Source organism: Aeromonas ichthyocola, from assembly GCF_046087985.1.
Classification (GTDB): Bacteria; Pseudomonadota; Gammaproteobacteria; order Enterobacterales; family Aeromonadaceae; genus Aeromonas; species Aeromonas rivipollensis.
The window spans coordinates 1-14,951 of record NZ_JBJSWH010000010.1; the positions used below are offsets into that span (position 1 = coordinate 1).

The window sequence follows — 14,951 nt, forward strand, 5'->3', positions numbered from 1 at the left end:
CTCGCGATGACATCGCCCAGCGGCTGGCCATCATCCTGTGCATCGACCAGGGCGCCCCCGATCTCGGCGAAGGATTTCAGGGTGTCACGCACCACCCCCGCTTCGTCTGCGACCTTTGCATGGCAAATACGCTCCGAAGCACGGTAGAGACGGCCGACGATCCGGTCGTGGGTTTCGACCACTGCGTCGGCCAACATCGCCTGCCATTCCGAGACGCAAACAGCCAAGATCGCAAGCCGCCTGTCCTCCGGGAGATCGCGCATGCCGTCGGCATAATACCGTTCACCCTGCCTGCGCAGACGAGTCACCCGATGGGCAGGAACGCCGGCAAGCAGATCCTCGGGGAGATCGACGCGTTGCAGATATTCGAGCCGGTCGAGCAGCCGGTTGGCCGACGAAGAGTTCGAGCCAGGCTCGAACTGGCGCAGCCACACAAAACGGGTCACCCGATCATCAGCCGTCTCCTCGAGCAATGCCAGCAACTGTTCTCGGATCGACATAGGCAGCCGACTGGCGATCCTCGTCTCGATGCGTCGCTCGGCATCGACGAGAGCCGCGGCACAAAGCCGCTCGATCGTGGATGTCGCGGGAAGGACAGTGCGGGTGCGTCGGCACTCGGCTACGAAGCGACGGGCGATATCCTCGTTCGACACCGCCATCTCGGCTTCTCGGAACAACCATTCCTTCAGCTCGCTCGCACCACGTCCGGAGAAGGTGCGGAAGCCGTAGAGCCCCCGTAACTCGGCAAGATGCTCGTGCCGTGTTTCCTCGCGGGCAGCATAGTCTACGAGATCGTCGGCACCCAGGCCAAGCTGCGCTCCGATAAATTCGATGACCTCTGCAGGGATCAGTTCGCCTGGAGCCAGCACCCGGCCGGGATAGCGCAGGACACACAATTGCAGGGCGAAGCCGAACCTGTTGTGAGCGCGCCGACGCAGCCTGATATGCCCAAAGTCTTCATCACTCAGCGTATAGTGCTTGAGCAAATCCGTCTGTGAAGTCGGCAAGCGCAACAGCGCGTCTTTCTGCCGATCGGTTAGAGTGACGCGACGCGGCATACATGTTCCTTTTTCAAAATCTGATAGCGTTCAAGACGCTTTGTTTATGAAGCTGGTTGAGATACATTTCCAGAGGTCAATGCAATCGTGGCCGAAGCGCCGCCTCAAACCAACGTTTGTGATACATGCTGATCGGATATGCCCGCGTCTCCAAAGCCGATGGCTCGCAGTCTCTCGACCTGCAGCACGACGCCTTGCGCGCCGCAGGTGTCGAACGGGACAATATCTATGATGATCTTGCTTCCGGCGGTCGTGATGATCGCCCTGGCTTGACTGCCTGCCTCAAGTCATTGCGTGACGGCGATGTGCTGGTGGTCTGGAAGCTCGATCGCCTCGGACGATCGCTTGCCCATCTGGTCAACACGGTGAAGGAGCTGTCAGACCGCAAGATCGGCCTGCGGGTTCTGACTGGAAAGGGCGCTCAGATCGACACCACGACTGCGTCCGGTCGCATGGTGTTCGGAATCTTCGCCACCTTGGCCGAGTTCGAGCGGGATCTGATCCGAGAGCGCACCATGGCGGGTCTCGCCTCCGCGAGAGCGCGCGGTCGCAAGGGCGGACGAAAATTCGCGCTCACCAAAGCTCAGGTGCGTCTCGCGCAAGCCGCCATGGCCCAGCGCGATACTTCAGTTTCCGATCTCTGCAAGGAACTCGGCATCGAGCGCGTCACTCTCTACCGATATGTCGGTCCCAAAGGCGAGCTCAGAGACCATGGAAAGCATGTTCTCGGACTTACGTAGCAACTCGTTTCTTTTCGCAGGTTGAGCCACCTCCGCGCTTCATCAGAAAACTGAAGGAACCTCCATTGAATCGAACTAATATTTTTTTTGGTGAATCGCATTCTGACTGGTTGCCTGTCAGAGGCGGAGAATCTGGTGATTTTGTTTTTCGACGTGGTGACGGGCATGCCTTCGCGAAAATCGCACCTGCTTCCCGCCGCGGTGAGCTCGCTGGAGAGCGTGACCGCCTCATTTGGCTCAAAGGTCGAGGTGTGGCTTGCCCCGAGGTGATCAACTGGCAGGAGGAACAGGAGGGTGCATGCTTGGTGATAACGGCAATTCCGGGAGTACCGGCGGCTGATCTGTCTGGAGCGGATTTGCTCAAAGCGTGGCCGTCAATGGGGCAGCAACTTGGCGCTGTTCACAGCCTATCGGTTGATCAATGTCCGTTTGAGCGCAGGCTGTCGCGAATGTTCGGACGCGCCGTTGATGTGGTGTCCCGCAATGCCGTCAATCCCGACTTCTTACCGGACGAGGACAAGAGTACGCCGCAGCTCGATCTTTTGGCTCGTGTCGAACGAGAGCTACCGGTGCGGCTCGACCAAGAGCGCACCGATATGGTTGTTTGCCATGGTGATCCCTGCATGCCGAACTTCATGGTGGACCCTAAAACTCTTCAATGCACGGGTCTGATCGACCTTGGGCGGCTCGGAACAGCAGATCGCTATGCCGATTTGGCACTCATGATTGCTAACGCCGAAGAGAACTGGGCAGCGCCAGATGAAGCAGAGCGCGCCTTCGCTGTCCTATTCAATGTATTGGGGATCGAAGCCCCCGACCGCGAACGCCTTGCCTTCTATCTGCGATTGGACCCTCTGACTTGGGGTTGATGTTCATGCCGCCTGTTTTTCCTGCTCATTGGCACGTTTCGCAACCTGTTCTCATTGCGGACACCTTTTCCAGCCTCGTTTGGAAAGTTTCATTGCCAGACGGGACTCCTGCAATCGTCAAGGGATTGAAACCTATAGAAGACATTGCTGATGAACTGCGCGGGGCCGACTATCTGGTATGGCGCAATGGGAGGGGAGCAGTCCGGTTGCTCGGTCGTGAGAACAATCTGATGTTGCTCGAATATGCCGGGGAGCGAATGCTCTCTCACATCGTTGCCGAGCACGGCGACTACCAGGCGACCGAAATTGCAGCGGAACTAATGGCGAAGCTGTATGCCGCATCTGAGGAACCCCTGCCTTCTGCCCTTCTCCCGATCCGGGATCGCTTTGCAGCTTTGTTTCAGCGGGCGCGCGATGATCAAAACGCAGGTTGTCAAACTGACTACGTCCACGCGGCGATTATAGCCGATCAAATGATGAGCAATGCCTCGGAACTGCGTGGGCTACATGGCGATCTGCATCATGAAAACATCATGTTCTCCAGTCGCGGCTGGCTGGTGATAGATCCCGTCGGTCTGGTCGGTGAAGTGGGCTTTGGCGCCGCCAATATGTTCTACGATCCGGCTGACAGAGACGACCTTTGTCTCGATCCTAGACGCATTGCACAGATGGCGGACGCATTCTCTCGTGCGCTGGACGTCGATCCGCGTCGCCTGCTCGACCAGGCGTACGCTTATGGGTGCCTTTCCGCAGCTTGGAACGCGGATGGAGAAGAGGAGCAACGCGATCTAGCTATCGCGGCCGCGATCAAGCAGGTGCGACAGACGTCATACTAGATATCAAGCGACTTCTCCTATCCCCTGGGAACACATCAATCTTACCGGAGAATATCGTTGGCCAAAGCCTTAGCGTAGGATTTCGCCCTCTCCCGCAAACGACCCCGGGTAGCCGGCGACCGGGCGGGGATTCGGCGCGGCCTCCGATGGGTCTGTGTTGCAGGTGGCCCCGGGCGGCAGCGAGTTCGGCATCCAGGGTGCCCAGCAGCGGCGGGGTGATCGGTTGTAGCGGCCGGCGGGTTCGGTTAGAGGGTGGCCACTGCCTGCGGGTGTTCCGGTGCTTGCCGGTGGCGCTGCAGCTCCCGGATCGGTGCTGTTGCCGGTGGGGCCGGGAGTTGTGGTGGCTGGTTTTTGTCGGTGTGCATGCAGAGTAGCAAGCCAAGGCTCCGGCGGTATTCGAGCTCCACACACTGGTGTGCTGAGTCTAAGGGGCCCGGACTAAATGATCAGGGCTGATTCTGCAGATGCTGGCCGCCGAGCGGGTACCGCTATCCCCATTGGTGCCCTGGGTCGAGTAAGCCGATGCGCAATACCTGGTACGTCTCGGGCTGCTGCGTGCTCGGCGCATGGGGGGCCACTGAGGTACAACGTCTGGCGGGGCGGTGCAGCAGGATGGCCCGGGTCACCGTGGGATCGGGCAGAGGGCGGCCACCGCCGGCGGGGGATCGGGTGCTACGTCCGGCGGTGCCGGCAAGTGTGCTGGACCAGGTGGCGGCGGGATTTACTCGGTGTGCATGCCGATCTCAAGATCCTGGGCTTTGGTAGCGCTCGCGCTGGCCTTTGTGGAGTGTGGTTGACGGATCGTGCCGCCGCGGACTCTTTGGCCAGTGTGGACCGATCCGGAGTTGTATTCGGTGTGGTGGTGCTGCCGGTGGCCCCGGGCCGCCGCGGTCTCGGAGCCCGAGTTGGCCACCGCCGGCGGGGTGGATCCGGTACTCTGTCCGGCGGGCCGGTACAGCAGGTGGCCCCGGGCTGCCGGTCGGTTCGGTGTTCAGGGGGAGCCGGTGCATGGCGGGCCCTGGGCCGGGGCTGGTTAAGTCGAGCCAGGGCCGTCGCAGGCTCGGTACCCTGCTGGACGAGTGTTCCGGTTCATGGCAGTCGGCGGGGCCGTCAGGTGTGCTGGGGCTGGCAAGGCCCGAGCTCAACGTCCCAGGTAGCCCGCCCCATTATCGGTTTCGGTTCGGTGTTCAGAGGACCGGTTTGGGATGCTCGGTGCGTCCCGGGCTGGATATCCGGTTCGCGTCATGCGGTTAGGCTCGAGATGGCGGCAGGCATTTGTTTGCTTGCCAAGTCATGGATGTGAGGAAGGAGGAGATTATGAGGGCGTTTGTTCTGACGCTTTAAGGCCGTAGAACTCAGCCTTAGGGCTGCCACGGTCAGGCCTGCAGGTGTGCGGGAGCCGGTGTTTCTTCGGCCGGCACCTTGGTTGGCCCCGCCCCTGCAGGATCTGGCGCCGGCTCCAGGCATGCTAGGCCAGTACCTTGGATAACTCCACCCGGCCGGTACTGGCGGGGCCTCGGGCCGGCGAGAGCCGATGCCCCCCCCCCGGCCTTCGCCTTAGTTGGCCCCCTGCCCATACAGAATCTAGCTGCAGCTTGCTGATGTGCCTACCTAGCGATCTCTCGAACGGTGCATCGCCGAGTCGACCTGAAGTGAATAAGCAAAAAAAGGCCGCACAATCGCTGTACGGCCTTCAATTCATTTCGCCATCATACCAAGTAAGTAACCTGTAATGCCTGAACAGATAATGGCTACCAACCAGGGAACATTTGTAACAACATTCAGCTTGCTTCCCCTCTCCTTCATTTCGGAGCGGGCTATGAAGTCTAACTCACTCCTCATCGCATCGAGAGTTGAACGATGCACACGAATAAATCGCTCGTTTTCTTCATCAAGCCGCTCTAGCATGACACCAAAGCGTGTTGCTGCATCATGTATCTCTTGCCGCTCACGGGATAGCCATTTTAAAAGCGACTCAATCTTGCTAAACAGTTCGTGGGTACGCTCCACCTCTCGTTGTAGGCGGCTGGCTGCCTGAATGGCTTCGTACACATCACCAAGCATGGATGCAAAGATCGCCTGGTAATGTTCTGCCGGTAACAAGCCCCCCTTCAACGATAGGTTTTCCGGGGCCATTAGGCGACCTGCTTAGTAAGACGTAAATCCCCCCAGACTGTAGTGAGCTTCTCAAGGAGCGGAACACAGCACATGCGTAGAGTGTGCATGGACGTCAGTTCTTCTACCTTCCTGGCATCGAGCTCCAACCCTTCTGTACGAGATTTCATAACGATAGCCTTTGCCTCACTTTTGTAGTCTCGAGTATCAGCTACCACGCTAGCAAGGCTCAGCTCCTGCCGCGACAGCATTTCAAACGCCGGGTTTTCTTCTACTGCCCACCGGAAGTCGGTCTCCACTTTTGTATGCTTTTTCATGTATGACACGAAGCTTGCAAACTGGTCGAAGGAGAAGAATGTGGCTGGAATTTTGTTGAAAATCGGGCGAATCCGAGCAGGGTCAACGCCAATTTCCAACAGCGTGTTGATGGTTTCTGCCGCCTCTGCCTGGCAACGCTTCTCTGGTGTGAGGGGGATAAAGTAGTAGTCGAACTCTTGGCAAGAGTTACTGAACTTGCGAAGTCCGTCGATGAAGAACCGGACGTTGCTCATACCCACATCGATGATGGCCTCATCTTCTACCATGATTGAATTCATCAGATTTGAGAATTGACCCCCGTTCATTGTGGTTACGTCAACACCAAGTGCATCAGCGGCCTGGTTCATGTCCTCAATCGAGAAGAGCTGGGCTGCGGGCATCATGGTTTTCAACCAGTGGGCAGACAGAACGGTTTTTCCTACAAATCCTGTTTTAGATACAACAACAATCTTCATCTATTAATTCCCTAATATTCAGAGTTTTACCTTGCCTGCCCACACGTCAACAACTACAGGCGTTTCCACCTTATTGGATGTGGCAGAAGGAAGTCGTTCGGCCACATGACTACGCTGCACGGCGGCTGGCGCCATTTTGGGTTCCTCGCTGGGGACGAGAGGAGTTGGTTGGGTCGAACTATGGCTTGCCAATATTTTCTGTCTTCGTTTTACGAACGCATTTATTGCGGACCTTGTTATCTCAATGTTGTACTTCTCCTCTAGGTACTCACGGATCACCTCAAGCGAATGTTTACCCCTCAGCTCCAGGAGTTCATCTGTATAGGGCTCGAGTTTCGATGCGCCTTTTCTGCTTGGTAACATAAGGTCCTCGCTAAGAGATGCTGTCTAGGTGCCAAGGATTGGTGATTGTTGTGCTCATTTTCGCCCTTACCCTTGTCAACGCTTTGCATCATAAACGAATCACATTTGATGCAAGTCGTATCACCATTGAGCTACCAACGTAGTCGCCTTGTATCACTGTTGAACTACTGTCGTAGTTGCCTTGTATCACTTCTCGGCGGGTTAACGACCGTGTTGGTGACGGTGATGATTTGCGGGGAAGAATCAGTATGCAGTTACTTCTTCCAATCAGGCTGGGGCTGGTGACGAATGAATGTGATCGGTCATCTGATGTGCTTTTGGTTTAGTTGGCCGCATTTAGCTGAGGGCAGAGCTTGTGCCTCCAGCTGCGCCTATTGCCAAAAAATAGACAAACCCATAATTCCTGAATTATCATCCCAAGACCTAAAAACATGGAATTGACGGTGGAAGTCGAATGATCAGTGTATTGGAAAGACAGCAACGCTTGGTGGGCTTCGAGAAACTCCGCAACCAAGCAAGAATGGTGTTGGGGTACATAGCCGATGTTAAGCAAGACCGCCGGGACTCCTCCATTGAGGACGGCTATCAAAGTGCGGTTTACACGATGTACCAGGTGCAGCGTTTACCGGAAATGACCCGGGCCAGAGTTGAAGGGGCCATCAAGGTGTTGCGTGATGGTGGCCGAGAGTTTAGCCGGCTACCAGCAGAGAAAAACGCGCTCCAACCACACACATTTTCTCATGCCGATGTGCGGGCCATTTACAAGGCCGCAGGCCAGCGTTCGTTTGCCGAGATCAAGTCCACTCTTGGCTCCGATACTCGCGCTAAGGTGGTAGCTTGCCAGAACCTAAAGGGGGGGGTTGGCAAGACCACATCGACCGTTACCATCGCGACCGGTTTGGTTCATCATCGCAACCTGATCCGTCATCAATTGCGGGTAGCGGTTATTGACATGGATCCCCAGGGGTCAACTTCCGTTGCTTTTGGGTTCGCCGGGCTTGGAAAAGTGCCACAGCATTCTGCAATCGAAGCCATTGCCAGCAGAGCCACACCTGAAACGGTAAGGTCATGGATGCTGCCTACTTCTAGCGATGGGCTATTCGTCATGCCGGCGGGTACAGCTGATGGTTTCTTTTCACTGCAGGCATACCAACACGCTGCAGATACCGGCATCAACATGACCGAATTGCTGACAAAATATGTCATTGATCCGATTCGTGATCACTTCGATCTCATCTTGCTTGATGCGGGTCCTCATCTTGACGCGGCCTTGATTAACACTTTGCAAGCGAGTGACAGCTTGTTTGTTGCTATTGGCCTCGACCCGCTGGAGTTTGACTCGAGCTTGAAATTCCTCGAGTCCATTCATGGGTTGTTGGCGAATATCCCCTCCCCAAACCTGGATCCCGCATCAGTCTGGCTTCTGGGCAGTAAATTTGACGGCACCAATCCACAGCATCTGGATAACTACATGATGCTCAAGAACCTTGAACCAGCGAAGTTGTTTGTCAACAGGATGGAGCAACTGAGGCCATTCTCTTCTGTCACTGAAGATGGCCGAACCGTATTCACCATCCAACCGAAGCATTATGCAGGAGATACCCGGTCACTCCGACGTGCCCAGAACGTTGCGGAGAACGTTGTGGCTGAGTTTTTCTCTAACATTCTTGAGGTATCGAACTGATGAGCAAAAAGCGCACGCCAATGAGCACAGGCCTAGTGGCCCACATGGCTGCATCAGCAGCCGAGCCGTCCATTTCAAGCGGTGTGTTCAGCATACCTGAGGATGTGGCTGGGGGATTTCTGGACGCGGAAGAAGCATTGGCCAGCAAGATTCGATCGACTGGTGCTTTCCGGGTTATACGCCTTAAAAATGGGCGCCTCGTGCGGCTGACGTCAGTCTATATCCCCTCCGCACATGTTGAGGAGCTAACCTATATCCACGAAGCGAATATTCGCTCCAAGTCGGGAGTGACTGAAGAAACTGTAGATGACCTGATCGGCTCAGTTCGGTCTGGTGGCGTCGTGATGGAGGTGTTGGCAGTACGAGGAGCAGATACCAGGTATGGCATATTTGACGGTCAGCGTCGCCGATACTGTGCACTGTTGGCGGATAAAGGCTTACCCATAGCTTACACCGACGAAACAGAGGATCTGAGCATGGCAGAGCTACGCGAGCTCAGTCGACTTGCCAACCTCACTCGACCCAACTCGCTTTATGATAAAGGGCTGCATTATGCCCGGGTGATGAAGGATGAAGGGTTAGATGTACTCCAGGCCGCAGCACTTTTCGGGGTGCATGAGTCAGAAGTCCGCGCCTCACAGTGGGCACTTGAGATCCCGCTGCCACTCTATGAACTGCTACCGGATGGAACTGGTACTGGGCGCCCAACAATACTAAATCTGCGAAGAACCCTAAAGCTACTCACGAAGGGACAAGTTGAAGCCCTGATATTATGGGCCCAAGGTAAAGAGCCATACCCCTCAGCACCGAAAGCACTGGCCGACATTGCCGCACAAGCAACAGAACTTGCGGGTGAAAAGCCGAAAAAGCGCACCAATGTGAATGTGATTGCCGGAATCGAGGTGAAGCAAAAAAAGGGCAATACTTTCGAGTTGACCCTACCAGACGAGATTTCCAGTCAGCAACTGTTCGATCTCCTTGCTATGCTCAAAAAGTGAGGATCAAGCAGGGAGGGCTGGGCATGGGAGCAACAGCATCAATAGGATTCCACCAACCTGCCAGTAAATAAAAACCGCCATCGGGCGGTTTTTATTTAGGGTTGCGTTCATGGCACTCACTGAGTCTTCGGAGAGTAACCGAACGATGACCACACTTTTTCGTCAATGGGTATGGGGTCAACTGATAACCGGTGTACGTCGAAAAACGCACCGTGGGAATCAAGGCCGCCATGCCGGAACATATTCCACATGAGTTGGCCAACAATCCTGGCTGCCGTAGAGTTAACCCCGAAATCTTGCTTGGCGACGGCCTCCGCTGATGAACAGCTCTTGGATAGGTCATCCACCATCACCTCATACTGCCCCGCAAACAGGTCATAGGCTGTCGGCAATCCCGCCCCCCCTAAGACTACCTGCCCCGTCTTGTTATCGTTGCCTGCGTCAATCCAGAGGCCGTTTCCTTTGCTCAACGTTGCAAACTTCGACCCGAATTGCGCACGAAAACTGGGCTTGTCCACAGCGGTGATATATACGGTTGGACGGCGGCGATTAAAGTGTCCTTGGCCCACATCATAGTCTGCCTTAGCTTCCCAAGCGAATCCGTTATAGCAACGCTCCGCATCGACCAAGGCTTGTGCTTTGGGGAGCCCCAGGTCTGCCGCATGGAACCTCTGGCGACCTAAATTAGCTTCACGAACCGGAGAGCCATCATAGGCGGTCACACTGATGCCGGGATGACCAAGACGGGCCAAGAGATCATGTAACATTGACAGTTCGCCCATGACAAAACTGCCAGTCCCTCCACACCCAATAAGCACAACATCCACTTCCTGAGACAAATACTCAATGGGGGTTTTCCACTTCATCGCCCTGCTCCTTTACTCAACTCAACGTTCGCAATTATCCCCTTCTTTATCGTGATGCAACCTGCTCAATCCAATCTCCGAGATAGCCAATTCTCGTCATTTGGGAGGCTGTTATTGTCGGGATTACGCCGGTCTTTCTCCGCTCTACGTCCATTCCGACCCAAAACGCGGTTGGCGTAGAGCCGTCGGCTAACGCTTGGGAGTTGTTACTGTGTGTTTTCAGCGCCTCGTACATGCAAGCCTCAATCTCCGGCAAGGTCGAGAAATTAATTTCTCGGGGCAACGTTGCACTCCCAAGGCAAAACCCTCCCCCGTGGTAGCAGTTGGGCATCGGAACATCGTAGACATGGTTCTCGGGTGTAGGGCGCTCATCGGTTTCCAGAGCGGCTACAGATAGCCGTGCCGACCCTTTCTGGATATTGAACACAAGTGCTGGCCAACGGATCTGGAAACCGCACCTCTCACCACCTACCTGTAACCATAACATTCCTTCCCGCGAGGGCTGATACCATGTAATGGCGCTTGGGCTACTGAGCAGCACGTTTGAGGGGATGAATTGGTAGTTGCCCTTCGTGTTACCCTGGGAGCGATCCAGCGACCCTGTGAGGTCTGCCAACAGATCCTGAATCGTCTGCATTGAAAGGGGTTCACCTAGCCCAAGTTTGTCGTCAACGATGGCGTGTCGTGTAATGCCGGTCAGGTCTGCCATCTGCTCACTAGAGCTGGAAAATACGAGCGCAAGGCGGGGTAGACTCTGTTTATTCTGACAGGCGTTATTTCTGACCACTTGCATGACCTGTTTCCTCTTTCATGTTGTTTCCTGCGACGTACACAGCGGCCATAATTGCAATGCTTCGCTGCCACGATTCCATGGCCATCAAAGTATCATCATTGATGTGGACGCAAACGCTAGAGGTACAAAGATCCCCGTTCATGGCAAATTCGTTGTGAGTGTTGTAGGCATCATCAGCAAGCTCCCTGCGCGACAGCACCTTTGTTTCAAAGGGGATTTTAAAGTCAATGGATATGTCAGACTCGTCTTGATAGTCGAAAACCTCTTTCGCTACCCTATTGGTCGCCATTTCCCTTTCAATGATCGTCTGAGCCCCCAACAGGAAGGCACTCAGAGAGGTGTTATCATCCACCTCACTCAGGCGGCCAAATACAGCCGCAAGCCCCCCTTCAGCTGTGATCTCCTTCACTGACTGAGCGATTTCAGTCCAGCCAGCTTTCTGATGGCAATAATCAAAACAGCTCCACATGGCTGAGTATCCATCACCACCGAGTTCATCACTGGCATCTTTGACCTTCATAAGAACAGCAGTTGCCTCTGCTTTGCCACCGACTAGCAGCACGAGTTTATCGAAAAAGTCGGGGGCTTCTGATTCGATGCTGGGAGCAGAGTCTATCTTGGATAATTCACTTTCGGCCTGCTCCAAAACGCCGATGAACTCGTCAATTTGGCTGGCCTCCAAAGTCTCTGGTAACTCAAGATCGTAACACTCAGTCATCCAGTCGAGGGTGTATTCAAAGAAGGCATTACTTGGGATGAACCCAACAAGTGGGAGTTGTGAGAACATGAGGTTTTGAAATGCTGCGAGGTAGTCGCTGGACACTGACGATGGAAAAACCATGAATTCGAGGTCAGAGAACAGCCTAAATCTGAACTGCTCGCTGGCCTGACCGAACTCATTACCATTTCGGTCGTTAACAAGGCCAAAACTAAAATCAAGTATCTGCCTACAAGTTGCGTAGTTATTGTCAAACTCTGTGGCCAACGCTTCCCCACCCACATTTTTTAGGATCTCCCGCAGTTCGCAGGCACATACCTCCCCTGCCCTTTCAGCCCGCTCAGACAGCTCTTGGCATACAACATGCGCAAGATCCTCAAAGCGACTCAGGCGCTCAGCTAGAGTCTGCGCTGCCATCAAATTGGTCAGTTCTGTGGCCCCCCAGCCGTTCTTGTGAGCCAGCGTGACGACAGGCTTCAACAGTGGTGCAATTTCCCCCAGAGAATGAATTGATGAATGGAAACCATCTGTAGCCGCAAACCCCGGTCTTGGTATTACAGCCCCGCGCAGACGCAAGGAGGGGGGTACTTGCAAACGCGCGCTAGCCTGCCCTTTCAGCGAGGCCGGCTCGCCCAACCGGATTGCAAATCCCGCTCGGTTGGTGCTCGCGCTACTCTCTGAGCAAACTGCATCCATTTCACTTTCTCCTTGGCAAATTCTTCTAGGTAGTTTTGATCTGAAACTTGCTCTGTTGGCTGTTCTGGCTCAGCCTCAATTACATCCAGCCATGCGGCTAATTCATCATGAGTCGGCATGTAAGCACCTCCTATGCAGCCAGTATCCCTTAGATTGCTCAGACGCAAGATCAGCTCAAACTCCCAAAAATACAGTGTATTTTTGTTGCTCCCTTGCGCTGCCGATAACAAGTTGGAAACACAAATACACTGTATTTTTCTGCTGCCTGTTCACCGACAACATCACCCCATCAGCAGTACTGGGTCACTCAAACCTCCCCTAGGACTGATAGCTGGCGGCTGAATCCACACACACAAAAGATAAAACCGCCTTGCGGCGGTTTTCGATCCCCTCCCCTCCCAACATCTAACCGTTGGTTTTGACTGGGGGTATTAGAAATTCGTATTGCAAGGTATTCCCTACCAGAAGGCCATCGGTCTCGTACAAGGTTGTCCAACGTACCTGTGGGTAGGTGGCTGATAGGATTTGTTGTGCCGTTTCGAGTGGCAGGCCAGGAACAGGGTCATCTACGATAGCAGAGCCAATTTTAAAGGTTCGACGCAGTAAGTTGATGGTTTGCATATGGACTCCCCTTAGATTCCCAAAGAGGACAAAATGTCTTGGTCAAAAAGTGCTTGGGCATCAACTTTCTCCTGAACTGCCCCTGCCCCTGCCCCTGCCCCTGCCCCTGCCCCTGCCCCTGCCCCTGCCCCTGTTGGAATAGCTCCATCAGTCACTGGATGTGTGGCTTCCCCCTTTTTCTTCTTCGGCTCAACACCCTTGACCGCCGCTTGAGATACAGCCTTCTGCAATTGCTCAGTGATGCTGGGCTGGCGTAATGTATCAGAGAGACCTTGAGCGTACTCGTCAAGGATCTCAGCTAAGCGAGTATCAATGTCACCTAGAGGTGCGGAAACGACAACCGGAGTTGTCAGGGCAGCACGGTAGGCTTGCCCCCTCTCCTGATAGCCTGCCCCCGCAACATTGGCCGCAGGAGCCGAGAGGACGGGGATGATGATCACCTGTGTTAACTCTGCCGAGCCGGACACTTGAAGGTTGAATTGACTCACCCCGAGGCGAGTGGAAAGGCATTCAATCAGGGGCTGGAACATGGAAATTTCTCCGGTCTGTTTCTTTATTCAGTGGACTTAGGTTAACCCGATACCGGATGATGCAAGGGGGCATAGCGATTAGTTTGCCCCCCAATAGAACGACAAAAGCAAGCTGTCAGATAACATCAAGCCTTAACTTGGGCCAACACCTGCAATGCAGTAATGTCAGTTTCAGAACGCATGAGAACCGCACTATTCTGCTCCGAGGTATCGATGGTCAGATTGACTATTGCGCCGGACAATCCGCGCAGAGCATCGACGAGATAACCAACATTGAAGATGGCCGATACCCTCTCTAAGCCTAACGGCATCTTACAGGGGACGATCTCGGTCGCCCCCTCGTCGCTCCCTTCGTTCTTCGAGCTGATAGTGATCTCCCCAGCTTGGACTTGGAAACGCACAGTTTGTTTGCGACCATCAGCCAAAATCTTGGCTCTCTCAAGGCATGAAATGAAATATTCCCGATCTACCCCTAGGTCAGCCCAGCCATGACCAGAGGGATTCGGGATAACACGCTGCCAGTTGGGGTACTTTCCTTCCAGCAGGCTGAATTGTAGTTTCCAACCATGTACCGGACAGATGATGGCAAGGCGTGAAGCATCAAAGAGAACTACCAGCTCACACCCCATCTTTGTCATTGAAATTATTTGCTGCACTTGTTGTTTAGGGATCAACAACTGATGCCCCCGCACATCACCGCTAATACTGCTGATAGGGAACTCCCCTTTAGCCAGCCGCAATCCATCAGATGCCACAACTACGGCCCTCGTATCGTCCAGCTCAACGCAAATGGAATTGAGCGTTGGGCGGCAATCATTAGCCGGAGCCATACGGTTTAGACGGGTCAGGGTGGGAAGCAGATCGCTACTTTGGATGGAAAAGCGAGAGGTGTTATTACAAATCTCTGGCTGAGGGAACTCGTCTGCTGATAAGCACACTAACTGGAATCGGCTACGCCCTGCTTGAACAACGCCTGATAATTTATTGCCGTCAGAGGAAAACTTGACAGTTGCGGTTGCATCAACGGGCATCGAGTGAACGATGGCATTGAATTTTGCCGCATCAACGCAGATAGAGCCCGTGCCGCTGAACGAATCCATTTTCGTCATGCGGGTAGCAAAGAAACCACCATTCGTGGCTTGAACTGACAGAACGCCGTTCTCTGCTATTTGCAGTAGAAGGTATTTATGAATCGGTGCAATGCTCCCTTTTGCATGAGCTGCAACGAAGGTGATTGCGTCGGTAAAAGATGAACTGGATTTAAAGGTAAATTCCATCATAACGGTTGTCT

The 14,951-nt window shown here is 54.3% G+C and carries 15 protein-coding genes; 5 read left to right on the forward strand and 10 right to left on the reverse strand.

What is annotated here, in order from left to right:
• Positions 1-1,058: DUF4158 domain-containing protein (locus ACF2JD_RS21360; protein WP_001138079.1), on the reverse strand; the 1,058-nt coding region annotated here is incomplete at its 3' end.
• A 125-nt stretch (positions 1,059-1,183) separates the two neighbouring features.
• On the opposite strand from ACF2JD_RS21360, the gene ACF2JD_RS21365 reads away from it, so the two are divergent.
• The 3 genes from ACF2JD_RS21365 to ACF2JD_RS21375 all read left to right on the forward strand — a co-directional run bounded on the left by ACF2JD_RS21365 (position 1,184) and on the right by ACF2JD_RS21375 (position 3,503).
• Entirely contained in the window at positions 1,184-1,798 is a 615-nt protein-coding gene (locus ACF2JD_RS21365; RefSeq protein WP_000904906.1) for a recombinase family protein, read from the forward strand.
• A 65-nt stretch (positions 1,799-1,863) separates the two neighbouring features.
• Positions 1,864-2,667: an aminoglycoside O-phosphotransferase APH(3'')-Ib gene (gene aph(3'')-Ib, locus ACF2JD_RS21370; protein WP_001082319.1), complete on the forward strand. Its 804-nt coding sequence runs from the start codon at positions 1,864-1,866 to the stop codon at positions 2,665-2,667.
• Positions 2,667-3,503, forward strand: a complete 837-nt coding sequence (locus ACF2JD_RS21375) for an aminoglycoside O-phosphotransferase APH(6)-Id (RefSeq protein ID WP_000480968.1) — start codon at positions 2,667-2,669, stop codon at positions 3,501-3,503. Before aph(3'')-Ib ends, ACF2JD_RS21375 begins: the two co-directional genes overlap by 1 nt.
• 1,698 nt (positions 3,504-5,201) lie before the next feature.
• Here ACF2JD_RS21375 and ACF2JD_RS21380 read toward each other — a convergent pair.
• Genes ACF2JD_RS21380 through ACF2JD_RS21390 form a run of 3 tightly spaced genes read right to left on the reverse strand, consistent with a single transcriptional unit; the run spans position 5,202 to position 6,754 of the window.
• On the reverse strand, positions 5,202-5,639 hold the full coding sequence (locus ACF2JD_RS21380; RefSeq protein ID WP_103829034.1) for a hypothetical protein: 438 nt from the start codon (positions 5,637-5,639) through the stop codon (positions 5,202-5,204).
• Entirely contained in the window at positions 5,639-6,391 is a 753-nt protein-coding gene (locus ACF2JD_RS21385; protein WP_103829033.1) for a hypothetical protein, read from the reverse strand. Before ACF2JD_RS21385 ends, ACF2JD_RS21380 begins: the two co-directional genes overlap by 1 nt.
• A gap of 18 nt (positions 6,392-6,409) precedes the next feature.
• Positions 6,410-6,754, reverse strand: coding sequence for a hypothetical protein (locus ACF2JD_RS21390; RefSeq protein ID WP_128343918.1), 345 nt, complete (start codon positions 6,752-6,754; stop codon positions 6,410-6,412).
• Positions 6,755-7,208: 454 nt separating this feature from the next.
• On the opposite strand from ACF2JD_RS21390, the gene ACF2JD_RS21395 reads away from it, so the two are divergent.
• Both ACF2JD_RS21395 and ACF2JD_RS21400 read left to right on the forward strand, forming a co-directional pair.
• Positions 7,209-8,438, forward strand: a complete 1,230-nt coding sequence (locus ACF2JD_RS21395; RefSeq protein ID WP_103829032.1) for a ParA family protein — start codon at positions 7,209-7,211, stop codon at positions 8,436-8,438.
• Positions 8,438-9,436 (forward strand): ParB N-terminal domain-containing protein, encoded by a 999-nt coding sequence (locus ACF2JD_RS21400; RefSeq protein WP_103829031.1) that lies wholly within the window; start codon positions 8,438-8,440, stop codon positions 9,434-9,436. The genes ACF2JD_RS21395 and ACF2JD_RS21400 overlap by 1 nt, the downstream gene beginning before the upstream one ends.
• 116 nt (positions 9,437-9,552) lie before the next feature.
• Here the strand turns inward: ACF2JD_RS21400 and ACF2JD_RS21405 are convergent, their stop codons facing one another.
• From ACF2JD_RS21405 to ACF2JD_RS21430, 6 genes are all read right to left on the reverse strand, one after another.
• Positions 9,553-10,302: a PRTRC system ThiF family protein gene (locus tag ACF2JD_RS21405; protein WP_103829029.1), complete on the reverse strand. Its 750-nt coding sequence runs from the start codon at positions 10,300-10,302 to the stop codon at positions 9,553-9,555.
• 46 nt (positions 10,303-10,348) lie between these two features.
• The gene (locus ACF2JD_RS21410) at positions 10,349-11,095 is read right to left on the reverse strand and encodes a hypothetical protein (RefSeq protein ID WP_134695593.1); all 747 of its coding nucleotides are present in this window, start codon (positions 11,093-11,095) and stop codon (positions 10,349-10,351) included.
• The gene (locus tag ACF2JD_RS21415; RefSeq protein WP_128343915.1) at positions 11,076-12,293 is read right to left on the reverse strand and encodes a hypothetical protein; all 1,218 of its coding nucleotides are present in this window, start codon (positions 12,291-12,293) and stop codon (positions 11,076-11,078) included. Before ACF2JD_RS21415 ends, ACF2JD_RS21410 begins: the two co-directional genes overlap by 20 nt.
• A 134-nt stretch (positions 12,294-12,427) precedes the next feature.
• Positions 12,428-12,628: a hypothetical protein gene (locus tag ACF2JD_RS21420; protein WP_128343913.1), complete on the reverse strand. Its 201-nt coding sequence runs from the start codon at positions 12,626-12,628 to the stop codon at positions 12,428-12,430.
• Between the two features lie 513 nt (positions 12,629-13,141).
• Entirely contained in the window at positions 13,142-13,660 is a 519-nt protein-coding gene (locus ACF2JD_RS21425) for a hypothetical protein (protein ID WP_212540594.1), read from the reverse strand.
• Between the two features lie 125 nt (positions 13,661-13,785).
• Positions 13,786-14,940, reverse strand: coding sequence for a DNA polymerase III subunit beta (locus tag ACF2JD_RS21430; RefSeq protein WP_103829025.1), 1,155 nt, complete (start codon positions 14,938-14,940; stop codon positions 13,786-13,788).
• Positions 14,941-14,951 lie beyond the last annotated feature (11 nt).